Origin of the sequence: Verminephrobacter aporrectodeae subsp. tuberculatae At4 (assembly GCF_000193225.1) — a bacterium.
Classification (GTDB): Bacteria; Pseudomonadota; Gammaproteobacteria; order Burkholderiales; family Burkholderiaceae_C; genus Acidovorax; species Acidovorax aporrectodeae.
In genome coordinates this window covers 1-14,675 of record NZ_AFAL01000072.1, presented here as the reverse complement: position 1 = coordinate 14,675, position 14,675 = coordinate 1, and the positions used below count along the sequence as shown (strand labels likewise).

Sequence of the window (14,675 nt, the reverse complement as noted above, 5' to 3'; positions counted from 1 at the left end):
CGAAACGACGAAGGGCCCTGATAAGCGTGACTACTGGGTCACGCGCCATTTCATGATCTATGTCGATAGCTTTGGTTGCCTGGAGGTCGTTGCCGAGTCTGCATTGCTGGACGAAGGCGCCAAGAACTCGGGTGGCACATGATCGGTCAGCCAGACGCTGTTGTCCGCCAAGAAGAACTTGAAGCCCTCTTCATGCATGCGGAGTGCTTCAATTTTCAAAACGACGGGTACGCCGTGCCGTGCTCCGACATGTTGCGCTGTTGTATCCTCCAGCGACAGATGCACTTGTTGCCGGGCTTGTGGTTTCAAGCCCTCGGACAAGATGGAGTCCAGGAATCTTGCCGCTGTCCCGTGATAAAGCAGGGCCGGAGGTGTTTTGGGTGGCAGGCCAAGATCAATGGAAACGGAATGCCCTTGTGCAGCACGGATATTCAAACCGTCCACTGACAATGTGAAACGCTGCTTGTCGCTGGACTGGACCAATCTGAGCAGGTCTTCGTGCCCTAATTGCATTCCGGCGGCACGGGCCTTTGCAATCAGTTCGTCAACATTGGCCCAGCCATGGGGGTTCAGCGTCAGCCCTATGGAATCCGGCTTGTGGCGCAAAACAAAGCTCAATCGCTTGCTGAGTTGGATGTCGTTCATTGCTTGTTTGTTGGCTTTGGGTTCGATTGTCGGTGAACGATGAACTCTTGCTGACTGCAAAGCCAGCGTCCTGCGGTTGACTTCAGTCGGCTCCTCATTCCAAGCCCCGATCACTGCGCCGCAAGAATCGCCGAGCGTGCCGCGACAAAGGCCCGGGCTGCGGTCTCGTGCAGCGCGTGGCGGCCCCGGGAGGTGCGGCGCACGCCGGCGACCCAGGTGCTGTCGATGCCCGCGCTGCGCGGGCTGCCGAATACATGCGCCGAGAGCATGCGGTGCGCGGGCAGTTCGCGCAGCGCCGCATGCTGCGCGTCGAGCACCACCAGGTCCGCCTGCTGGCCCGGTGCCAGGCCGCCGATGGGGCGCCCTGCGGCCTGCGCTCCGCCTTGCAGCGCTTGCAGGGTCATGGCGCTGGCCGTCTCGGGCTGCGCGGCGTTGGCGAGCAGGTTGCGCTGGCGGCGCACCAGGCGCTGGCCGTATTCGAGCAGCAGCAGTTCTTCGGCCGCGTTCACGCAGGCGTGGCTGTCCGAGCCCAGGCCCCAGCGGCCGCCATGCTGCAACCACAGCGGCATGTCGAAGATGCCGTCGCCCAGGTTGGCCTCGGTGCTGGGGCAGATTCCGGCCACGGCGCCGGTGCGCGCGGCGGCGGCGTATTCGTGCGGCGTCATGTGCGTGGCGTGCACCAGGCACCAGCGCGCGTCCACGGGGGCGTGTTCGAGCAGCCATTGCACGGGGCGCTGTCCGCTCCAGGCCAGGCAGTCGTCCACTTCCTGCGTTTGCTCGGCAATGTGGATGTGGATGGGCGCCTGCGGGATCAAGCTGGCCAGGCCCTGCAGGGCGGCGCGCAGGCTGTCCGGCGCAACGGCGCGCAGCGAATGCGGCGCCAGGCCCAGCGCCGCTCCCTGCGCTTGCGCGGCGGGCGCGAGGCGCTCGAGCAAGGAGAGCATGTCGTCGGTGCTGCGGATGAAGCGGGCCTGCTGCGCGCGCGGCGGCTGGCCGCCAAAGCCGCTGCTTTGGTAGAGCGCCGGCAGCAGTGTGATGCCGATTCCCGCAGTGCGCGCGGCGCGCAGCAGCGCCAGCGACAGCGTGGCGCCGTCGGCGTAGGGTCGGCCGCCGCGGTCGTGGTGCAGGTAATGGAACTCGCACACGGCGGTGTAGCCCGCCTCGAGCATCTCCACGTAGAGCCAGGTGGCGATCGCCTCCAACTGCTCGGGCGTGATGCTCGCCGCAAAGCGGTACATGTGTTCGCGCCAGCTCCAGAAGCTGTCCTGGCCTGCCGTGCGGTATTCGGTGAGGCCGGCAAACGCGCGCTGGAAGGCGTGCGAGTGCAGGTTGGGCATGCCCGCAAGCAGCGGCCCCGGGGCCTGGGGGACGCCGGCCAGCGGCGCCGCGTCGCTGCTCCCGCACGCCACGCCGGTGATGCGCCCTGCCGCGTCCCACTGCACGAGCACGTTGCGCGCCCAGCCGCCGGGCAGCAATGCGTCGGCAGCGAAGAGGCTGCGTTGCGGATCAGGCGCCATCATGGGGACTTCCCTTGGGGGTGATTCCCAGGCCGTCACGGGCCACGCGGCCCTGGCGCACGATGGTGCATGCGGGCTTGTGCCCGTACCAGTAAACGAGTTCGGCGGCTTCTGCCAGGGGCCAGAGGACGAAGTTCGCGGGCCGGCCCGACGCGATGAGGCCGTGCGAGTCCTGCAGGCCGAGCGCGCGCGCCGCCTGCGTGGTGATTCCCGCAAGCGCCTCGGGAACGGTCAGGCCAAACAGGGTACAGGCCATGTTCGCCATGAGCAGCAGGCTTAGCGCGGGCGAGGTGCCGGGGTTGTGGTCGGTGGACACGGCCATGGGAACGCCCGCGGCGCGCAGGGCTTCGATGGGCGGCGGCTGCGTGTCGCGCAGCGTGTAGTAGGCGCCGGGCAGCAGCACGGCCACGCTGCCGGCGGCTTGCATGGCGGCGATGCCTTCGGCCGACAGGTGTTCGAGGTGGTCGCACGAGAGCGCGCCATGGCGCGCCGCGAGCGCCGCGCCGCCCATGTCCGACAGCTGTTCCGCGTGCAGCTTCACGGGCAGGCCCAGCGCCTGCGCGGCTCGGAAGACCTGCCCGGTTTGCGCCAGCGTGAACGCGATGCGTTCGCAAAATACATCCACTGCGTCCACCAGCCCCTCGGCAGCGAGCGTGGGCAGCATGTGTTGGCAGACCTGGTCAATGTAGTCCTGGCGCCGGCCCGCGTACTCGGGCGGCAGCGCGTGTGCGCCAAGGAAGCTGGTGCGCACGGTCACGCCCAGCGCCTGGCCCAGGCGGCGGGCCACGCGCAGCTGCTTGCGCTCGTGCTCCAGCGCCAGGCCGTAGCCGGATTTGATTTCGATGGCGCACACGCCCTCGGCCAGCAGCGCCTGCAGGCGCGCAGCGGCGAGCGCGAACAGCGCGTCCTCGCTGGCCGCGCGCGTGGCACGCACCGACGCCGCGATGCCGCCACCGGCCCGGGCCAGTTCCTCGTAGCCCGCGCCCGCCAGGCGCAGGGCGAATTCGTTCGCGCGCTGCCCGCCGTAGACCAGGTGCGTGTGGCAGTCGATCAGGCCCGGGGTGGCCAGCGCGCCCTGCGCGTCAAAGTGCGGCAAGGCGCCGAAAGCCGCGGGCAGTTGCGCCCGCGGCCCGACCCAGCGCAGCACGCCGCCCTGCACCACCAGGCAGGCGTCTGCGCCCGCGGGGATGGGCGCGTCGGCCCGCGTCAATTCGGCCACCGGGCGCAGGCCCTGCCATACGCCGTCGGCGTCGGGGGGCGGGGGAGGGCGCGTCTCGGCGTTGTGCATCTGCATGCCTGTGTTCATGGTGGATTTTGCATGCCTGTTTCGCGCGCAGTGCTGCGCTCCAGCGCAATCCAGGCCAGGGCCGGGGCGGCGCCCGCATCCTGCGCGCCGCCCGGCGCGTCCAGGGGCTCCAGGCGTTCTGCCCCGTCGGCGCGCCCGTCCATCCACCAGAGGCCCTGTCCCGCCGTCAGCACGCGTGTGTCGTTGGCGCCGGCGCTGCATCGCCACGCGCCTTGCAGCACCAGGCCCAGGCCCGCAGCGGCGCGCGCGGGCGGCGCTGCGGTGCGCAGCAGTTGCAGCGTGCCGTTCCAGACGCCCCGGCGCAGCATCAGGTTGAGGTCGGTTGACGCGCCTGCCAGCAGGCGGCATTCCACCGGATCGTCGCCGGAGAACGCAAAAGGCTGCCAGCGTGTATCGAGCGCGTGCTCCCAGCGCCCGTCGGCAGCGCGCAGCTGCACGCCGCCGCCGCTGAGCAGCATGATCTGCCGGTCCACCCCGGGAAACGCCGAGAACGGCCCGGGCGCCGCGATGCGGGCCACGCTGATGCGCCATGCAAACTGCTCCATGCCCGCTGCGGGCGGCCAGCAGGCCAGCTCCCGCGTGCTGCCGCCGCCATTCTTCCAGGGCAGGGCGGCGATGGTGGCCAGATCGAAGAAAGGCATCGGCGGATTCAGGTGCGCCCGAGAACGGCCTGCAGAAAGGCGCGCGTGCGCTCTTGCGTGGGCCGGGTGAAGATGCTCGCGGGGGCGCCGGTCTCGATGATTTTTCCGCCGTCCATCACGGCGACCACGTCGCCGACCTCGCGCGCAAAACCCATCTCGTGGGTCACGACCAGCATGGTCATGCCTTCGCTGGCCAGCAGCTTCATTACCTGCAGCACCTCGCCGACGAGTTCCGGGTCGAGCGCGGACGTGGGTTCGTCGAAGAGCAGCACGCGCGGCGCCATGGCCAGCGCACGCGCGATGGCCACGCGCTGCTTTTGCCCGCCCGACAGGCTCGCGGGCATGGCGGCGGCCTTGTGCTCCAGGCCCACCTTGGCGAGCAGCGCCCGGGCGCGCTCCTCGGCGTCCCGGCGCGTGAGGCCGCGCAGCTTGCGCGGGCCCAGCGTGATGTTGTCGAGTACCGACAGGTGCGCAAACAGGTTGAACGACTGGAACACCATGCCCACCTCGGCGCGCAGGGCGTTCAGCCCGGACTCGTCGAGCATGCGGCCGTCCTGCACCAGCAGGCGCCCGCAGACCTCGACGGTTCCGCTCTCCGGCCGCTCCAGGCCATTGCAGCAGCGCAGCAGGGTGCTCTTGCCGGAACCGCTGGGGCCTATCAGCACGACCACCTGCGACGGCAGCACGTCGAGGTCCACGCCGTCGAGCACGCGCTGGTCGCCAAAGGATTTGCACAATCCGTGCACGTGCACGATGGGCCGGGCGGCCGGATCGCAGCCCTCGGGCAGAGGCTCGGTCATTGCACCATCCCCCCGGCGCGCAGGTGCAGCTCGATGCGGCGCAGCAGCAGCGCGGTGGCACCCGTGAGCAGGAAGTACACCACGGCGATCGCCAGGTACACCTCCAGCGAGCGGTACGAGACGCTGATGATCTTCTGCCCCTCGTGCATCAGGTCATGGATGGTGAGCAGCGAGACCAGCGCCGAATTCTTGATCAGCGCGATGAACTCGTTGCCCAGCGGAGGAATCATGCGCAGCACCGCCTGCGGCAGCACCACGCTGCGCATGGCCAGCCCCGAGGACATGCCGATGGAGCGCGCGGCCTCCATCTGCCCCTTGTCAACGGACGCGATCGCGCCGCGCACGATCTCCGACACATACGCGCCCGCGTAGATTCCCAGACCGATCACACCGCACGCGAACGCGGGCAAGAGAATGCCGAACTGCGGCAGGCCAAAGAACAGGATGAACAACTGCACCAGCAGCGGCGTGCCGCGGATCGCCGCCACGTAGGCCGTGCACAGGCCGTAGACCACGCGGCGCTGCGGATCGAGGCGGCCAATGCCCACCAGCAGCCCCATGGCGCAGCCCAGCAGCAGCGCGGCGGCGGTGATTTCCACGCTCACCAGCGCGCCCGAAAACAGCTGCGGTGCAGCCGCCCAGACGGGAGAAAAATCGAGTTCCATCACGCGCTCCGGCAAGCAGTTCGGGCCAGCGGGTTCAGGGCTTGGCCGCGCCGTTGCCGAACCATTTTTTGACGATCTCCGCGTAAGTGCCATCGGCCCGGAGGTTGGCGAGCGCGGCGTTCACGGCCTGCGTCAGCTCCGGCGTGTCCTTGCGCAGCGCCATGCCGTATTCCTCGGTGGTCAGCGGCGCGTCGAGCACGCGCAGCCCGGAGCGGGTGCGCACATAGTGGAAGGCGGCGGGCTTGCCGGTGACGGCGGCGTCGGCGCGGCCGATATCGACCAGGTTGAACATCTCCTGGTTCTTCTCGACCTCGACGCGCTGCACCCCGGGGTGCTGCTGCGTGAGAAAGCCCACCGACTTGGTGCCGACCTGCACGCTGACCTTTTTGCCGTCCAGGTCAGCCGGCTTTTTGATCGCCGTATTGCCTTCCCTGACCAGCACCACCAGGCCGCCGGTGTAGTAGGGGGCGCTGAAATCGACCACCTTGCGGCGCTCGTCGGTGATGTAGATGGCAGATACCGCCATGTCGAAACGCTTGGAGAGCAGGCCGGGGATCAGGCCCTTGAAGTCGATGTCCACCCATTCGAGCCGCCGACCCATGTTTTTCGCGACGGCCTCGACCAGTTCGATGTCAAAGCCCGTGCGCTTGCCGTTGTCGACAAACTCCATGGGCGCGAACGTGGCGTCCGTGCCCACGCGCAGCGGACTGTCTTGCGCCTGCGCACCCGGGCCGCACAAGACGAGGGCAGCCAGGCTGAGCAGAAAAAAGGGACGACGCAGGTTCATGGGGAACTACTCCTTGGTGGGTGGGGGAAAGAATCAATGCGCAGCGAGCTTGCGCGAAATGCGTGCCGCGGCGACCGCGGCCATGCCGATGAGCGCGGCCTCCTGCCCCTGGGCGCGCAGGATCGGCGCCATCAGCGTCATCGCGCCAGCGGCCTGCCGCGCCGTGCCGAACAGGGGCACGCTGACGCCCCAGACGCCCGCATCGACCACGCCGGAACTGACGGCGTAGCCGGCCCTGGCGACGCCCTCGAGAGCGGCCAGCGCGCTCTGGCGTTCAGCGCTGGCGGCGCCGTAATGCCGGGCCAAAAAAGCATCGCGCATGGCCGGGGCCGCGTGCGCGAGCAGGCACTGGGCCGAGGCCCCGAAGCGCAAGGGCACGCTGCGCCCTTTCTCGAAAGAACAGCGCAGCGCCTGCGTGCTCTCGACCATGTCCAGGCACACCACGCTGTCGTTCACGGCCACCACCAGGCCCACGCTTTCGCGCGACTGCCGGGCCAGCGCCTGCATGTCCGAGCGCGCCTGCTGCACCAGATGCGATGCCATGTCAAAGCCCAGCGCCAGTTGCAGGCCGAGCGGCCCGGGCGCGTAGTGCCCATTGCCTTCGAGCACGAAGCCCCAGGACTTGAGCCGCGCCAACTGGCGGTACAGCGTGCTGCGCGCCAGACCCGTGCACTCCATCAGCTCTGCGGCCGACATCAACCGGCCATGCTGCGCCAGCACGGCGAGCACGTGCAGTACGCGGTCGGCGGCGGCAACGGGGCGCGCTTCGGGGTTGGGCATGGGGGGAGTATCAAAGGATTGCGCGCATATTCAAGTGCCGCATTCCCGTCCGATGGGAATGAGGCTTTCTTTTGGTTCGCGTCCATGGGCCAAGATGGATGCAACGAGACGCTCCATCTACGCGCACAAGCTACCGTTTCGGCACGCATCCGGGGAGGTGTATTGGTACAACTACCAAGCTGTCAAACAGCCCCTCAGGCCTAGCATCCAGGCGCTGCGGCCCAGGGCAGGAAGCGAAGCAACGGCACCCCCGTCCGGGATCGGGGCCTACGAGGAAAAGGGAAACGGGATGAATGATTTCTGCGGTAAATCCGTCGTCGTCACCGGCGCCAGCATGGGCATGGGGCGGGCCTGCGTCGAACGGTTTGTCCGTGGGGGGGCGCAGGTCCTGGCGATCGCGTCGGATGCGGCGTCGCTGCGCCAGTTGCAAGAGGACATCCCCGCGTCCGTGCGGGGATTCCTGGCCGACGTCCGCCACACTGCGGCCATGGAAGAGGCCATGGCGCAAGCCGCCCGGGCATGGGGCGGAATCGACGTGCTGGTTTGCAGCGCAGGCATTCAACGCTACGGCACGGTGGTAGACACCCCCGAGGCGACGTGGGACGAAGTCATCGACGTCAACCTCAAGGGCGTCTTCCTCGCGGCCAAGCACGCCATCCCCTGGATGAAGCCGCGCGCTGGCGGCGCCATCGTCGCGATTTCCTCGGTGCAGGCCTTTGCCTCACAAACGCAGGTTGCCGCCTATACCGCGAGCAAGGGCGGAATCAACGCGCTGGTCCGTGCCATGGCACTGGACCACGCGCCAGACAACATCACCGTGAACACCGTATGCCCCGCCTCCGTGGACACCCCCATGCTGCGCTGGGCCGCAGACATCCACAAAGGCACAGCCAGTTCCGAGGCAACGCTGGCCGCCTGGGGAAAGGGCCATCCGCTGGGGCGCGTCGGCCATGCGTGGGAAATAGCGGAGGCGGTCGCATTTCTGGCCGGAAGCAACGCCCGATTCATTACCGGGACTGAATTGAAGATCGACGGGGGTGTGCTGTCGAAACTGGGCATTGCGCTGCCGGAATGAGCCCTATGAGCAGCCCGTACAGAATAAATATTTGACATCCCAAGACTTTGCAGCGAAACAATATGAAGCGTCCAAAAATTACCGATGTGCGTGCCACCACCATTGCGCTTCCTCTGGAGGCACCATTGCGCCATTCCAACGGTGCCCATTGGGGACGGTTCGTCCGGACCATCGTCGAGGTTGACACCGATATCGGAGTCACCGGACTGGGTGAAATGGGCGGGGGTGGAGAGAGTGCGGAAGCCGCGTTCCGTGCACTCAAAAGCTACCTCGTCGGACACGATCCGTTCGAGCTTGAAGCCATGCGCTTCAAAATCACCAACCCCACGGCGAGCCTGTACAACAACCGGACCCAGCTGCACGCGGCGCTTGAATTCGCCTGCATCGACATCGTGGGGAAAGTGCTGAACATACCGGCGTACGACCTGCTGGGGGGAAAGCTGCGCGACGCCATACCGTTTGCCAGCTACCTTTTCTTCCGCTTGCCGAATCAGGAAAATGGGCAGGGCGAGGTGCGCACCGCCGACCAACTGGTTGAGCACGCTCTGGCGCTGAAAAAGCAGCATGGATTCCAGGCACACAAGCTCAAGGGGGGCGTGTTTCCGCCAGATTATGAACTGGAAGCATTCCATGCGTTGGCCCATGCAGTCGGATCCGATCCGGTCCGCTACGACCCCAACGGCGCGCTCAGTGTCGAAGACGCGATCCGATTCGGCCGCGGCATCGAGAATCTGAAAAACGATTACTTTGAAGACCCCACCTGGGGATTGAACGGCATGCGCCGCGTGCGCGCCAACGTGAAGATTCCCCTGGCCACGAACACGGTGGTCATCAATTTCGAGCAATTGGCCGCAAACATACTGAATCCCGCAGTCGATGTCATCCTGCTGGACACCACATTCTGGGGCGGCATACGCCCATGCATCAAAGCGGCCGGTGTTTGCGAAACGTTCCAACTCGGTATTTCTGTGCATTCCTCGGGTGAACTGGGCGTACAGCTTGCGAGCATGCTGCACATGGGCGCCGTCATCCCGAATCTGGTTTTCACGGCAGACGCCCACTACCACCATCTGATGGACGACATCATTCTCGGAGGGCCGATGAAATACCAGGACGGCGCCATTCAGGTTCCCACTGGCCCGGGCCTGGGCGTGGCGCTGGATCGGGACAAGCTTGGAAAATACGCTGACTACTACAAATCCACCGGTGGCTATCCCTATGACCGGGATCCCGCACGCCCGGGCTGGTTCTCTCTCGTGCCCAATACCCGGTGGGCGGACCCTGCGGACTCTCGACCCGTGAAGTACTGAGGCACGATACGGTGGCGGTTCCTTGGCCGTCATGCTCGACAAATGGCGGCAAAAGAAAAATCACCTGAACTGAGTCTTTTCTGCGCCCATCGTTCTGTCGATCTTTGAAAACACCGTAGACTCGGGCAATGCCCCAGTTTTTTTATACGAATCGGGAGAGAGTTTCATGGCCATTGACGATGTGCGTTGTGTCGCCCCCACGGGAGATTTTTGCGGTGAAGGCGCCGTGTGGAGCAGCACGGAGGCGGCGGTTTACTGGACGGACATCCCCCGCTTCCTGATCCACCGCTTTGATGTGGCGAGCACGGCGGTACTGACATGGCAGTTCGATGAGCCCGTCGTTGCGCTCGCGCTCAGCAACGAGCCCGGTCGGTGGCTGGTGGCGCTGGGGTCGCGGTTGATCTGGTGGTGGCCCGTCGGCGATCGGCGCGAGGACCATGGTTTCCAACTTCCCGGATGGCCGCAGGTGCGCTTGAACGACGGCCGCGCCGACCCTCTGGGCAATTTCTGGGTCGGCTCGATGCGCAACAACGTGCTGGCCAATGGCGACGCGGGGGAAGCGGGGGGGAACGAGGGCAAGATGTACAAGATCACGCCCCAGGGCGGCGTCAGCGTGCATATCGAAGGCTTGGGCATCGCCAACACCATCTGCTGGAGCCCGCCAGCGTGTACCTTCTACACCGCCGACACGCTGGCCAACCGCGTTTGGGCGTATGCCTTCGATCAGGGTAGCGCGACCCTGGGCGCGGCGCGCGAGCACCTGTCCGGCTTTGGGCGCGGCTTGCCCGATGGCTCCGCCATGGACGCTCAGGGCTACCTCTGGAATTGCCGTTACGGCGGTGGCTGCATCGTTCGGGTGGCCCCCAACGGGGAGATTGACCGCGTGGTCGATATGCCGGTGAGCAACGTCACCACGGCCACCTTTGGGGGCGCAGACCGACGCACTCTCTACATCACCAGCGCCGCTGCCGGCCGCGGTCCCGGCGAGCGTCTGGCGGGCTCTCTGTGGGCCTTGCGCTGCGAAGTGCCGGGTTTGCCGGAAAACAGGGTGCATTTGCTTGGCTGACGGAGCCGGGTTGCACGATGCATGAATGAATACTTTCTACGAAGAAATCGTCGAACCAGAACCCGAACAGGTCGAGCCCTTGCGGACCGCCCTGAAAGCCTTCAACGCGTCCCAACTCGGCGACTATGGCGCCGATACGCTTCTGATCACTGCCCGCTCGGAATCCGGTGATTTGCACGGCGCGGTGTATGGTTGGTTGCGGTTCGGGTGGTTATATATCCACCTGCTCTGGGTTGATCCGGCGATGCACCGGCGCGGTATTGCAAGCGCACTCCTGGAAAAAATGGAAAGCTACGCCGCATCCCGTGGCATCCGGCGCGGCAGGCTTGCAACGTCCGATTTTCAGCCAGGATACGACCTATACCGGAAACGCGGCTGGACCGTGTATGCCAAAGTGCCCATCCTGCCCGATCGCGATACGGGCGTTGACCTGCATGTCGAATACCTGATGTGGAAGCACTGGGATGTTCAGGACGAGAGCCACGGGAAGGGCGTCCGATGACGGTGGCGCCGCGCCGGCCCGCGTTGCCGGGGTCGGACCCCAACGCAGCCGTCCACGCCACAGTGCATGGGCAGGAACTGCCATCCTCCAATTCAATTGGCACATTATTTCCAAGAATAATTTGCGCACGGCTTCGATTCGAGCTTGACCATCATGATTCATGTAGATTGTTGTAATAATTCAGGATTAAATACGTCACCCAAGCAGAAAAAATACTCACGATTATTGTGGCAAAATCATGAGACATAAAATGAGCCCCACGTATCTGTTGGGTAATGCCAAATATACCACCCAGAAAAATGCCTGGTATAAGACAATAAAAATTGCGTTTCCCGTAGATGAAACAAAATCCATAATACAGGGACAAGAAACCATATCCCCCAGAAGCATGGCCCGAAGGAAAGCAATGTGCGGGTGGATAGCTTGTGGAAAAAACATTCCACAATGATAAATTTGACGACTGACCGCCAAAAATCAAACTATTCCAGGGACAAGCCCAGGTGGATACATTTTTCAATAGGTTGGTCAAAATTATTGCCAACAAGGATGAAATTATGACGAACTTGCAAAGTTTATAAGGTTTTTTATCATGTACAAATTTAAAAGAATAATAGAGATAGCCAAGCAGTATTATAAAAATTCCAAGGACGAATTTCGCTCCTCCTTTATGAAGTACAACTTCCAGAAAAGTATTATTTCTGTAAATCCATTTGTGTTTTGGGCTATAAAAATGAGATGCCAATGTGTGATCCAGTGTGGTCTGCTGGAATGTTGCCATCAACAAGATGAACAAGATGGACGGCAAAATCATGTCAAATACTATGACTTTCCTTCGGATTTCCATTTGGATTTTTTAATTTGTCCGGTGTTGATCCACGACGCCAACAGCCGGCCCCCAGTCTAGCCGTCCATGCCACAGTGCACGGACAGGAACTGTCGCATCCGCGCAGTGGCCAGGTCCGGGTTGGACAGTGCGCCGCAGGCGTCGGCGAGCGCGAAGACCCGGGCGTAGTGAACGACTCCGCGGGCGGATTGCAGGCCCGCGGCCATTGAGAAATGCTTTTGGTGGCCGTTGAGCCAGGCCAGGAACACCACGCCGGCCTTGTAGTGGCGGGTCGGTGCACGGAAGATTTCGCGCGAGAGGGCCACCGTGGGGTCGAGCAGGCGGCGAAATTCCTGCGTGCGTCCGGCGGCGAGTTCGGCGAGCGCCGCTGCGGCAACGGGGGCAATGGGGTCGAAGATTCCCAGCAGTCCGTGGGAATGGCCCGCGCCGTCGCCGGCAATCAGTTCCGCGTAGTTGAAGTCGTCGCCGGTGTACATCTTCACGCCCGGGGGCAGGCGGCGGCGCAGTTCCAGTTCCCAGCGGGCCTCGAGCAGCGAGACCTTGATGCCCTCGACCTTGGCCGCATGGTCCGCAATCAGCCGCGCCACGGTGTCGAGCGCCGTCGCCAGGTCGGCAGAGCCCCAGTAGCCGGCCAGCGCCGGGTCGAACATGGGCCCCAGCCAGTGCAGTACCACGGGCTGCGCGCAGTCTTGCAGGATGCGGCCGTACAGCGCGTGGTAGTCGTCGGTTCCCCGGGCCGCCTGGGCGAGCGCGCGGCTGGCCATGAGGATGACCTGGCCGCCTTCGGCCTGGACCACGTCCAGTTGCTCGCGGTACGCGGCCTCGACCTGCGCCAGGCCAACCTGCGGCCCCGGGGCGAGTTGGTCGGTTCCGACCCCGCAGGCGAGTTCTCCGCCGACGCTGCGCGCGTGGCGCACGCTGCGCCGGATGAGTTCCCGCGCCACCGGCCAATCGACGCCCATTCCACGCTGCGCGGTGTCCATGGCTTCGGCGACTCTGAAGCCGAGCCCGTAGAGGTGCTCGCGGAAAGCCAGCGTCGCGTCCCAGTCCAGCGTCGGCGATGCGTCCCAGGGATCGGCGCTGGCCAAGGGGTCGATGACCACGTGCGCTGCGGCGTACACGCTGCGGTTGAATCGGGCCGGTCGGTCCGCGGGCTCGATCGGACGGGCTTGGAGCGCGTGGACTCGAATCGAACCGTCGGCTTGGGGAAGGTGGATTTGCATGCTGACGTTCTTCAGGGGACGTGCGCGACCCGCTCAGATGCGGCCCAGGATGTGGTCGGCGGCTTTTTCCGCGAGCATGATGGTCGGCGCGTTGGTATTGCACGAGGGCAGGCAGGGCATGACGGATGCATCGACGACGCGCAGGCCGTCGATGCCGATGAGCCTCAGGTCGGGCGCGACGACGCTGTGCGCGTCGCTTTCCGGGCCGATCCGGCAGGTGCCGATGGGGTGGTGGTCGGTCTTCGCGTGGGCGCAGGCGTAGGCGTACAGTTCCTGCGCGCTCTGCCGCCCGGGACCCGGCAGCACCTCGGCCCTGACGTAGCGCTGCAGGGCCGGCTGGCGCATGATTTCGCGCGCGCACTGCAGGCCCGCGATGGCCATTTCGCGGTCCTGCGGGTGCGCCCAGTAGTTCGGGTCGATGAGCGGCGCGGCGGCGGGGTCGGCGCTGGCCAGCCGCACGCTGCCGCGGGACTGGGGGCGCAGGTAGGCGGTGTTCAGCGTCACCCCGGCGTTGCGCATCTTCGCCATTCCGGCCTCGATCCCCGAGCCCAGGCCCAGGTGGAACTGGATGTCGGGGGAGCGCGCTTTGTGCGCCGGGTCCGCGTACCAGAATCCCCCGGTCTCGAACAGGCTCGACGCCACCGGTCCCTTGTGCAGCAGCAGGTACTGCAGGCCGGCCCAGGCCGCGTGGTGCGGGCGGTTGTATTTGTCGTACGTGTGGTCGCCGGTGCATTCGGCAATCACGAACAGGTCCAGATGGTCTTGCAGGTTCGAGCCCACACCGGGCAGCTCGTGCTGCACGGCCAGGCCCAGGCTGTGCAGGTGCGCGCCCGGGCCGATGCCGGACTGCATCAGCAGCTTGGGCGAGCCGATGGCCCCGGACGAGACGATCACCTCGCGCCGGGCCCGCACGGTCACGGGCGTGCGGCTCTTGCCGACCAGCAGTTCGACGCCGACCGCGCGCTTGCCTTCGAGCAAGACCTTGAGCACCCGGGAGTGCAGCCTGACCTGCAGATTCGCACGGCCCCGGGCCGGATCGAGGAATCCGGTGGCCGCGGACGAGCGGCGCGCGTTCAGCTGCGTGAGCTGGTAGTAGCCCAGGCCGTCCTGCGCAGCGCCGTTGAAATCGGGGTTGAACGGGATGCCAAGCTCCTGCCCGGCCTGAAAAAAAGCCTCGCAAATCGGCAAGGGGCTGATGGGGTTGGACACCCCCAGCGGGCCGCCGTAGCTGTGGTAGTCGTTGGCAAAGCGCTGGTTGTTTTCCGAGCGTTTGAAGTACGGCAGCACGTCGGCATGGCTCCAGCCGGACGCGCCCGCGGTGCGCGCCCAGTCGTCGTAGTCCGCGGCCGCGCCGCGGGTGTAGAGCTGGGCGTTGATCGACGAGCCGCCGCCGATGAGCTTGGCCTGGGTGAAGCGCAGCACCCGGTCCTGCAGATGCTTTTGCGGCACCGTGTTCCAGCCCCAGGAGCCAATGCCCCGGGTCATCTTGGCAAAGCCCGCGGGCCAGTGGAAGA

Annotated in this window: 15 protein-coding genes; 4 read left to right on the top strand and 11 right to left on the bottom strand. The window is 65.4% G+C overall.

The features are described 5' to 3' along the window. Window positions 1-57: 57 nt before the first annotated feature. The 8 genes from VTU_RS31110 to VTU_RS0103075 form a co-directional block, all read right to left on the bottom strand. A complete protein-coding gene (locus VTU_RS31110; RefSeq protein ID WP_010100664.1) occupies window positions 58-645 on the bottom strand; it encodes an RNA 2'-phosphotransferase in 588 nt (195 codons plus the stop codon). A gap of 110 nt (window positions 646-755) precedes the next feature. Further along, window positions 756-2,162 carry a formimidoylglutamate deiminase gene (locus tag VTU_RS0103105; RefSeq protein ID WP_138927775.1) on the bottom strand — a complete coding sequence of 469 codons (1,407 nt, stop codon included), beginning with the start codon at window positions 2,160-2,162 and terminating at the stop codon, window positions 756-758. Next, complete coding sequence (gene hutI / locus VTU_RS0103100; protein WP_010100660.1) at window positions 2,152-3,468, bottom strand: imidazolonepropionase; 1,317 nt, start codon at window positions 3,466-3,468, stop codon at window positions 2,152-2,154. Before hutI ends, VTU_RS0103105 begins: the two co-directional genes overlap by 11 nt. After that, a complete protein-coding gene (locus VTU_RS0103095; RefSeq protein ID WP_010100658.1) occupies window positions 3,465-4,109 on the bottom strand; it encodes a HutD/Ves family protein in 645 nt (214 codons plus the stop codon). Before VTU_RS0103095 ends, hutI begins: the two co-directional genes overlap by 4 nt. A gap of 8 nt (window positions 4,110-4,117) precedes the next feature. Further along, on the bottom strand, window positions 4,118-4,909 hold the full coding sequence (locus VTU_RS0103090; protein ID WP_010100657.1) for an amino acid ABC transporter ATP-binding protein: 792 nt from the start codon (window positions 4,907-4,909) through the stop codon (window positions 4,118-4,120). After that, window positions 4,906-5,574, bottom strand: coding sequence for an amino acid ABC transporter permease (locus VTU_RS0103085; RefSeq protein WP_010100656.1), 669 nt, complete (start codon window positions 5,572-5,574; stop codon window positions 4,906-4,908). The genes VTU_RS0103090 and VTU_RS0103085 overlap by 4 nt, the downstream gene beginning before the upstream one ends. 34 nt (window positions 5,575-5,608) lie before the next feature. Beyond that, window positions 5,609-6,361, bottom strand: coding sequence for a glutamine ABC transporter substrate-binding protein (locus tag VTU_RS0103080; protein WP_010100655.1), 753 nt, complete (start codon window positions 6,359-6,361; stop codon window positions 5,609-5,611). Between the two features lie 33 nt (window positions 6,362-6,394). After that, complete coding sequence (locus VTU_RS0103075) at window positions 6,395-7,141, bottom strand: IclR family transcriptional regulator (RefSeq protein ID WP_010100654.1); 747 nt, start codon at window positions 7,139-7,141, stop codon at window positions 6,395-6,397. A 289-nt stretch (window positions 7,142-7,430) separates the two neighbouring features. Here VTU_RS0103075 and VTU_RS0103070 point away from each other — a divergent pair, with 289 nt between their 5' ends. From VTU_RS0103070 to VTU_RS0103055, 4 genes are all read left to right on the top strand, one after another. Beyond that, entirely contained in the window at window positions 7,431-8,216 is a 786-nt protein-coding gene (locus VTU_RS0103070) for an SDR family NAD(P)-dependent oxidoreductase (RefSeq protein ID WP_010100653.1), read from the top strand. Between the two features lie 47 nt (window positions 8,217-8,263). Next, window positions 8,264-9,526, top strand: coding sequence for an enolase C-terminal domain-like protein (locus VTU_RS0103065; protein ID WP_201766092.1), 1,263 nt, complete (start codon window positions 8,264-8,266; stop codon window positions 9,524-9,526). A 166-nt stretch (window positions 9,527-9,692) separates the two neighbouring features. Next, the gene (locus VTU_RS0103060; protein WP_010100650.1) at window positions 9,693-10,592 is read left to right on the top strand and encodes an SMP-30/gluconolactonase/LRE family protein; all 900 of its coding nucleotides are present in this window, start codon (window positions 9,693-9,695) and stop codon (window positions 10,590-10,592) included. A 25-nt stretch (window positions 10,593-10,617) separates the two neighbouring features. Then, on the top strand, window positions 10,618-11,094 hold the full coding sequence (locus tag VTU_RS0103055; protein ID WP_010100648.1) for a GNAT family N-acetyltransferase: 477 nt from the start codon (window positions 10,618-10,620) through the stop codon (window positions 11,092-11,094). A 151-nt stretch (window positions 11,095-11,245) separates the two neighbouring features. On the opposite strand, the gene VTU_RS31105 is transcribed toward VTU_RS0103055, so the two are convergent. From VTU_RS31105 to VTU_RS25470, 3 genes are all read right to left on the bottom strand, one after another. After that, a complete protein-coding gene (locus VTU_RS31105; protein WP_169315365.1) occupies window positions 11,246-11,872 on the bottom strand; it encodes a phosphatase PAP2 family protein in 627 nt (208 codons plus the stop codon). Between the two features lie 122 nt (window positions 11,873-11,994). Then, window positions 11,995-13,161, bottom strand: coding sequence for a dihydrodipicolinate synthase family protein (locus VTU_RS0103050; RefSeq protein ID WP_010100647.1), 1,167 nt, complete (start codon window positions 13,159-13,161; stop codon window positions 11,995-11,997). A 33-nt stretch (window positions 13,162-13,194) separates the two neighbouring features. Further along, window positions 13,195-14,675: GMC family oxidoreductase (locus tag VTU_RS25470; protein ID WP_010100644.1), on the bottom strand; the 1,481-nt coding region annotated here is incomplete at its 5' end.

What these genes read in the sequence shown, in the direction of transcription:
- VTU_RS31110 (WP_010100664.1), bottom strand. Translation starts at nt 645, where the DNA reads ATGAACGACATCCAACTCAGCAAGCGATTGAGCTTTGTTTTGCGCCAC.
- VTU_RS0103105 (WP_138927775.1), bottom strand. Translation starts at nt 2,162, where the DNA reads ATGGCGCCTGATCCGCAACGCAGCCTCTTCGCTGCCGACGCATTGCTG.
- hutI (WP_010100660.1), bottom strand. Translation starts at nt 3,468, where the DNA reads ATGAACACAGGCATGCAGATGCACAACGCCGAGACGCGCCCTCCCCCG.
- VTU_RS0103095 (WP_010100658.1), bottom strand. Translation starts at nt 4,109, where the DNA reads ATGCCTTTCTTCGATCTGGCCACCATCGCCGCCCTGCCCTGGAAGAAT.
- VTU_RS0103090 (WP_010100657.1), bottom strand. Translation starts at nt 4,909, where the DNA reads ATGACCGAGCCTCTGCCCGAGGGCTGCGATCCGGCCGCCCGGCCCATC.
- VTU_RS0103085 (WP_010100656.1), bottom strand. Translation starts at nt 5,574, where the DNA reads ATGGAACTCGATTTTTCTCCCGTCTGGGCGGCTGCACCGCAGCTGTTT.
- VTU_RS0103080 (WP_010100655.1), bottom strand. Translation starts at nt 6,361, where the DNA reads ATGAACCTGCGTCGTCCCTTTTTTCTGCTCAGCCTGGCTGCCCTCGTC.
- VTU_RS0103075 (WP_010100654.1), bottom strand. Translation starts at nt 7,141, where the DNA reads ATGCCCAACCCCGAAGCGCGCCCCGTTGCCGCCGCCGACCGCGTACTG.
- VTU_RS0103070 (WP_010100653.1), top strand. Translation starts at nt 7,431, where the DNA reads ATGAATGATTTCTGCGGTAAATCCGTCGTCGTCACCGGCGCCAGCATG.
- VTU_RS0103060 (WP_010100650.1), top strand. Translation starts at nt 9,693, where the DNA reads ATGGCCATTGACGATGTGCGTTGTGTCGCCCCCACGGGAGATTTTTGC.
- VTU_RS0103055 (WP_010100648.1), top strand. Translation starts at nt 10,618, where the DNA reads ATGAATACTTTCTACGAAGAAATCGTCGAACCAGAACCCGAACAGGTC.
- VTU_RS31105 (WP_169315365.1), bottom strand. Translation starts at nt 11,872, where the DNA reads ATGGCAACATTCCAGCAGACCACACTGGATCACACATTGGCATCTCAT.
- VTU_RS0103050 (WP_010100647.1), bottom strand. Translation starts at nt 13,161, where the DNA reads ATGCAAATCCACCTTCCCCAAGCCGACGGTTCGATTCGAGTCCACGCG.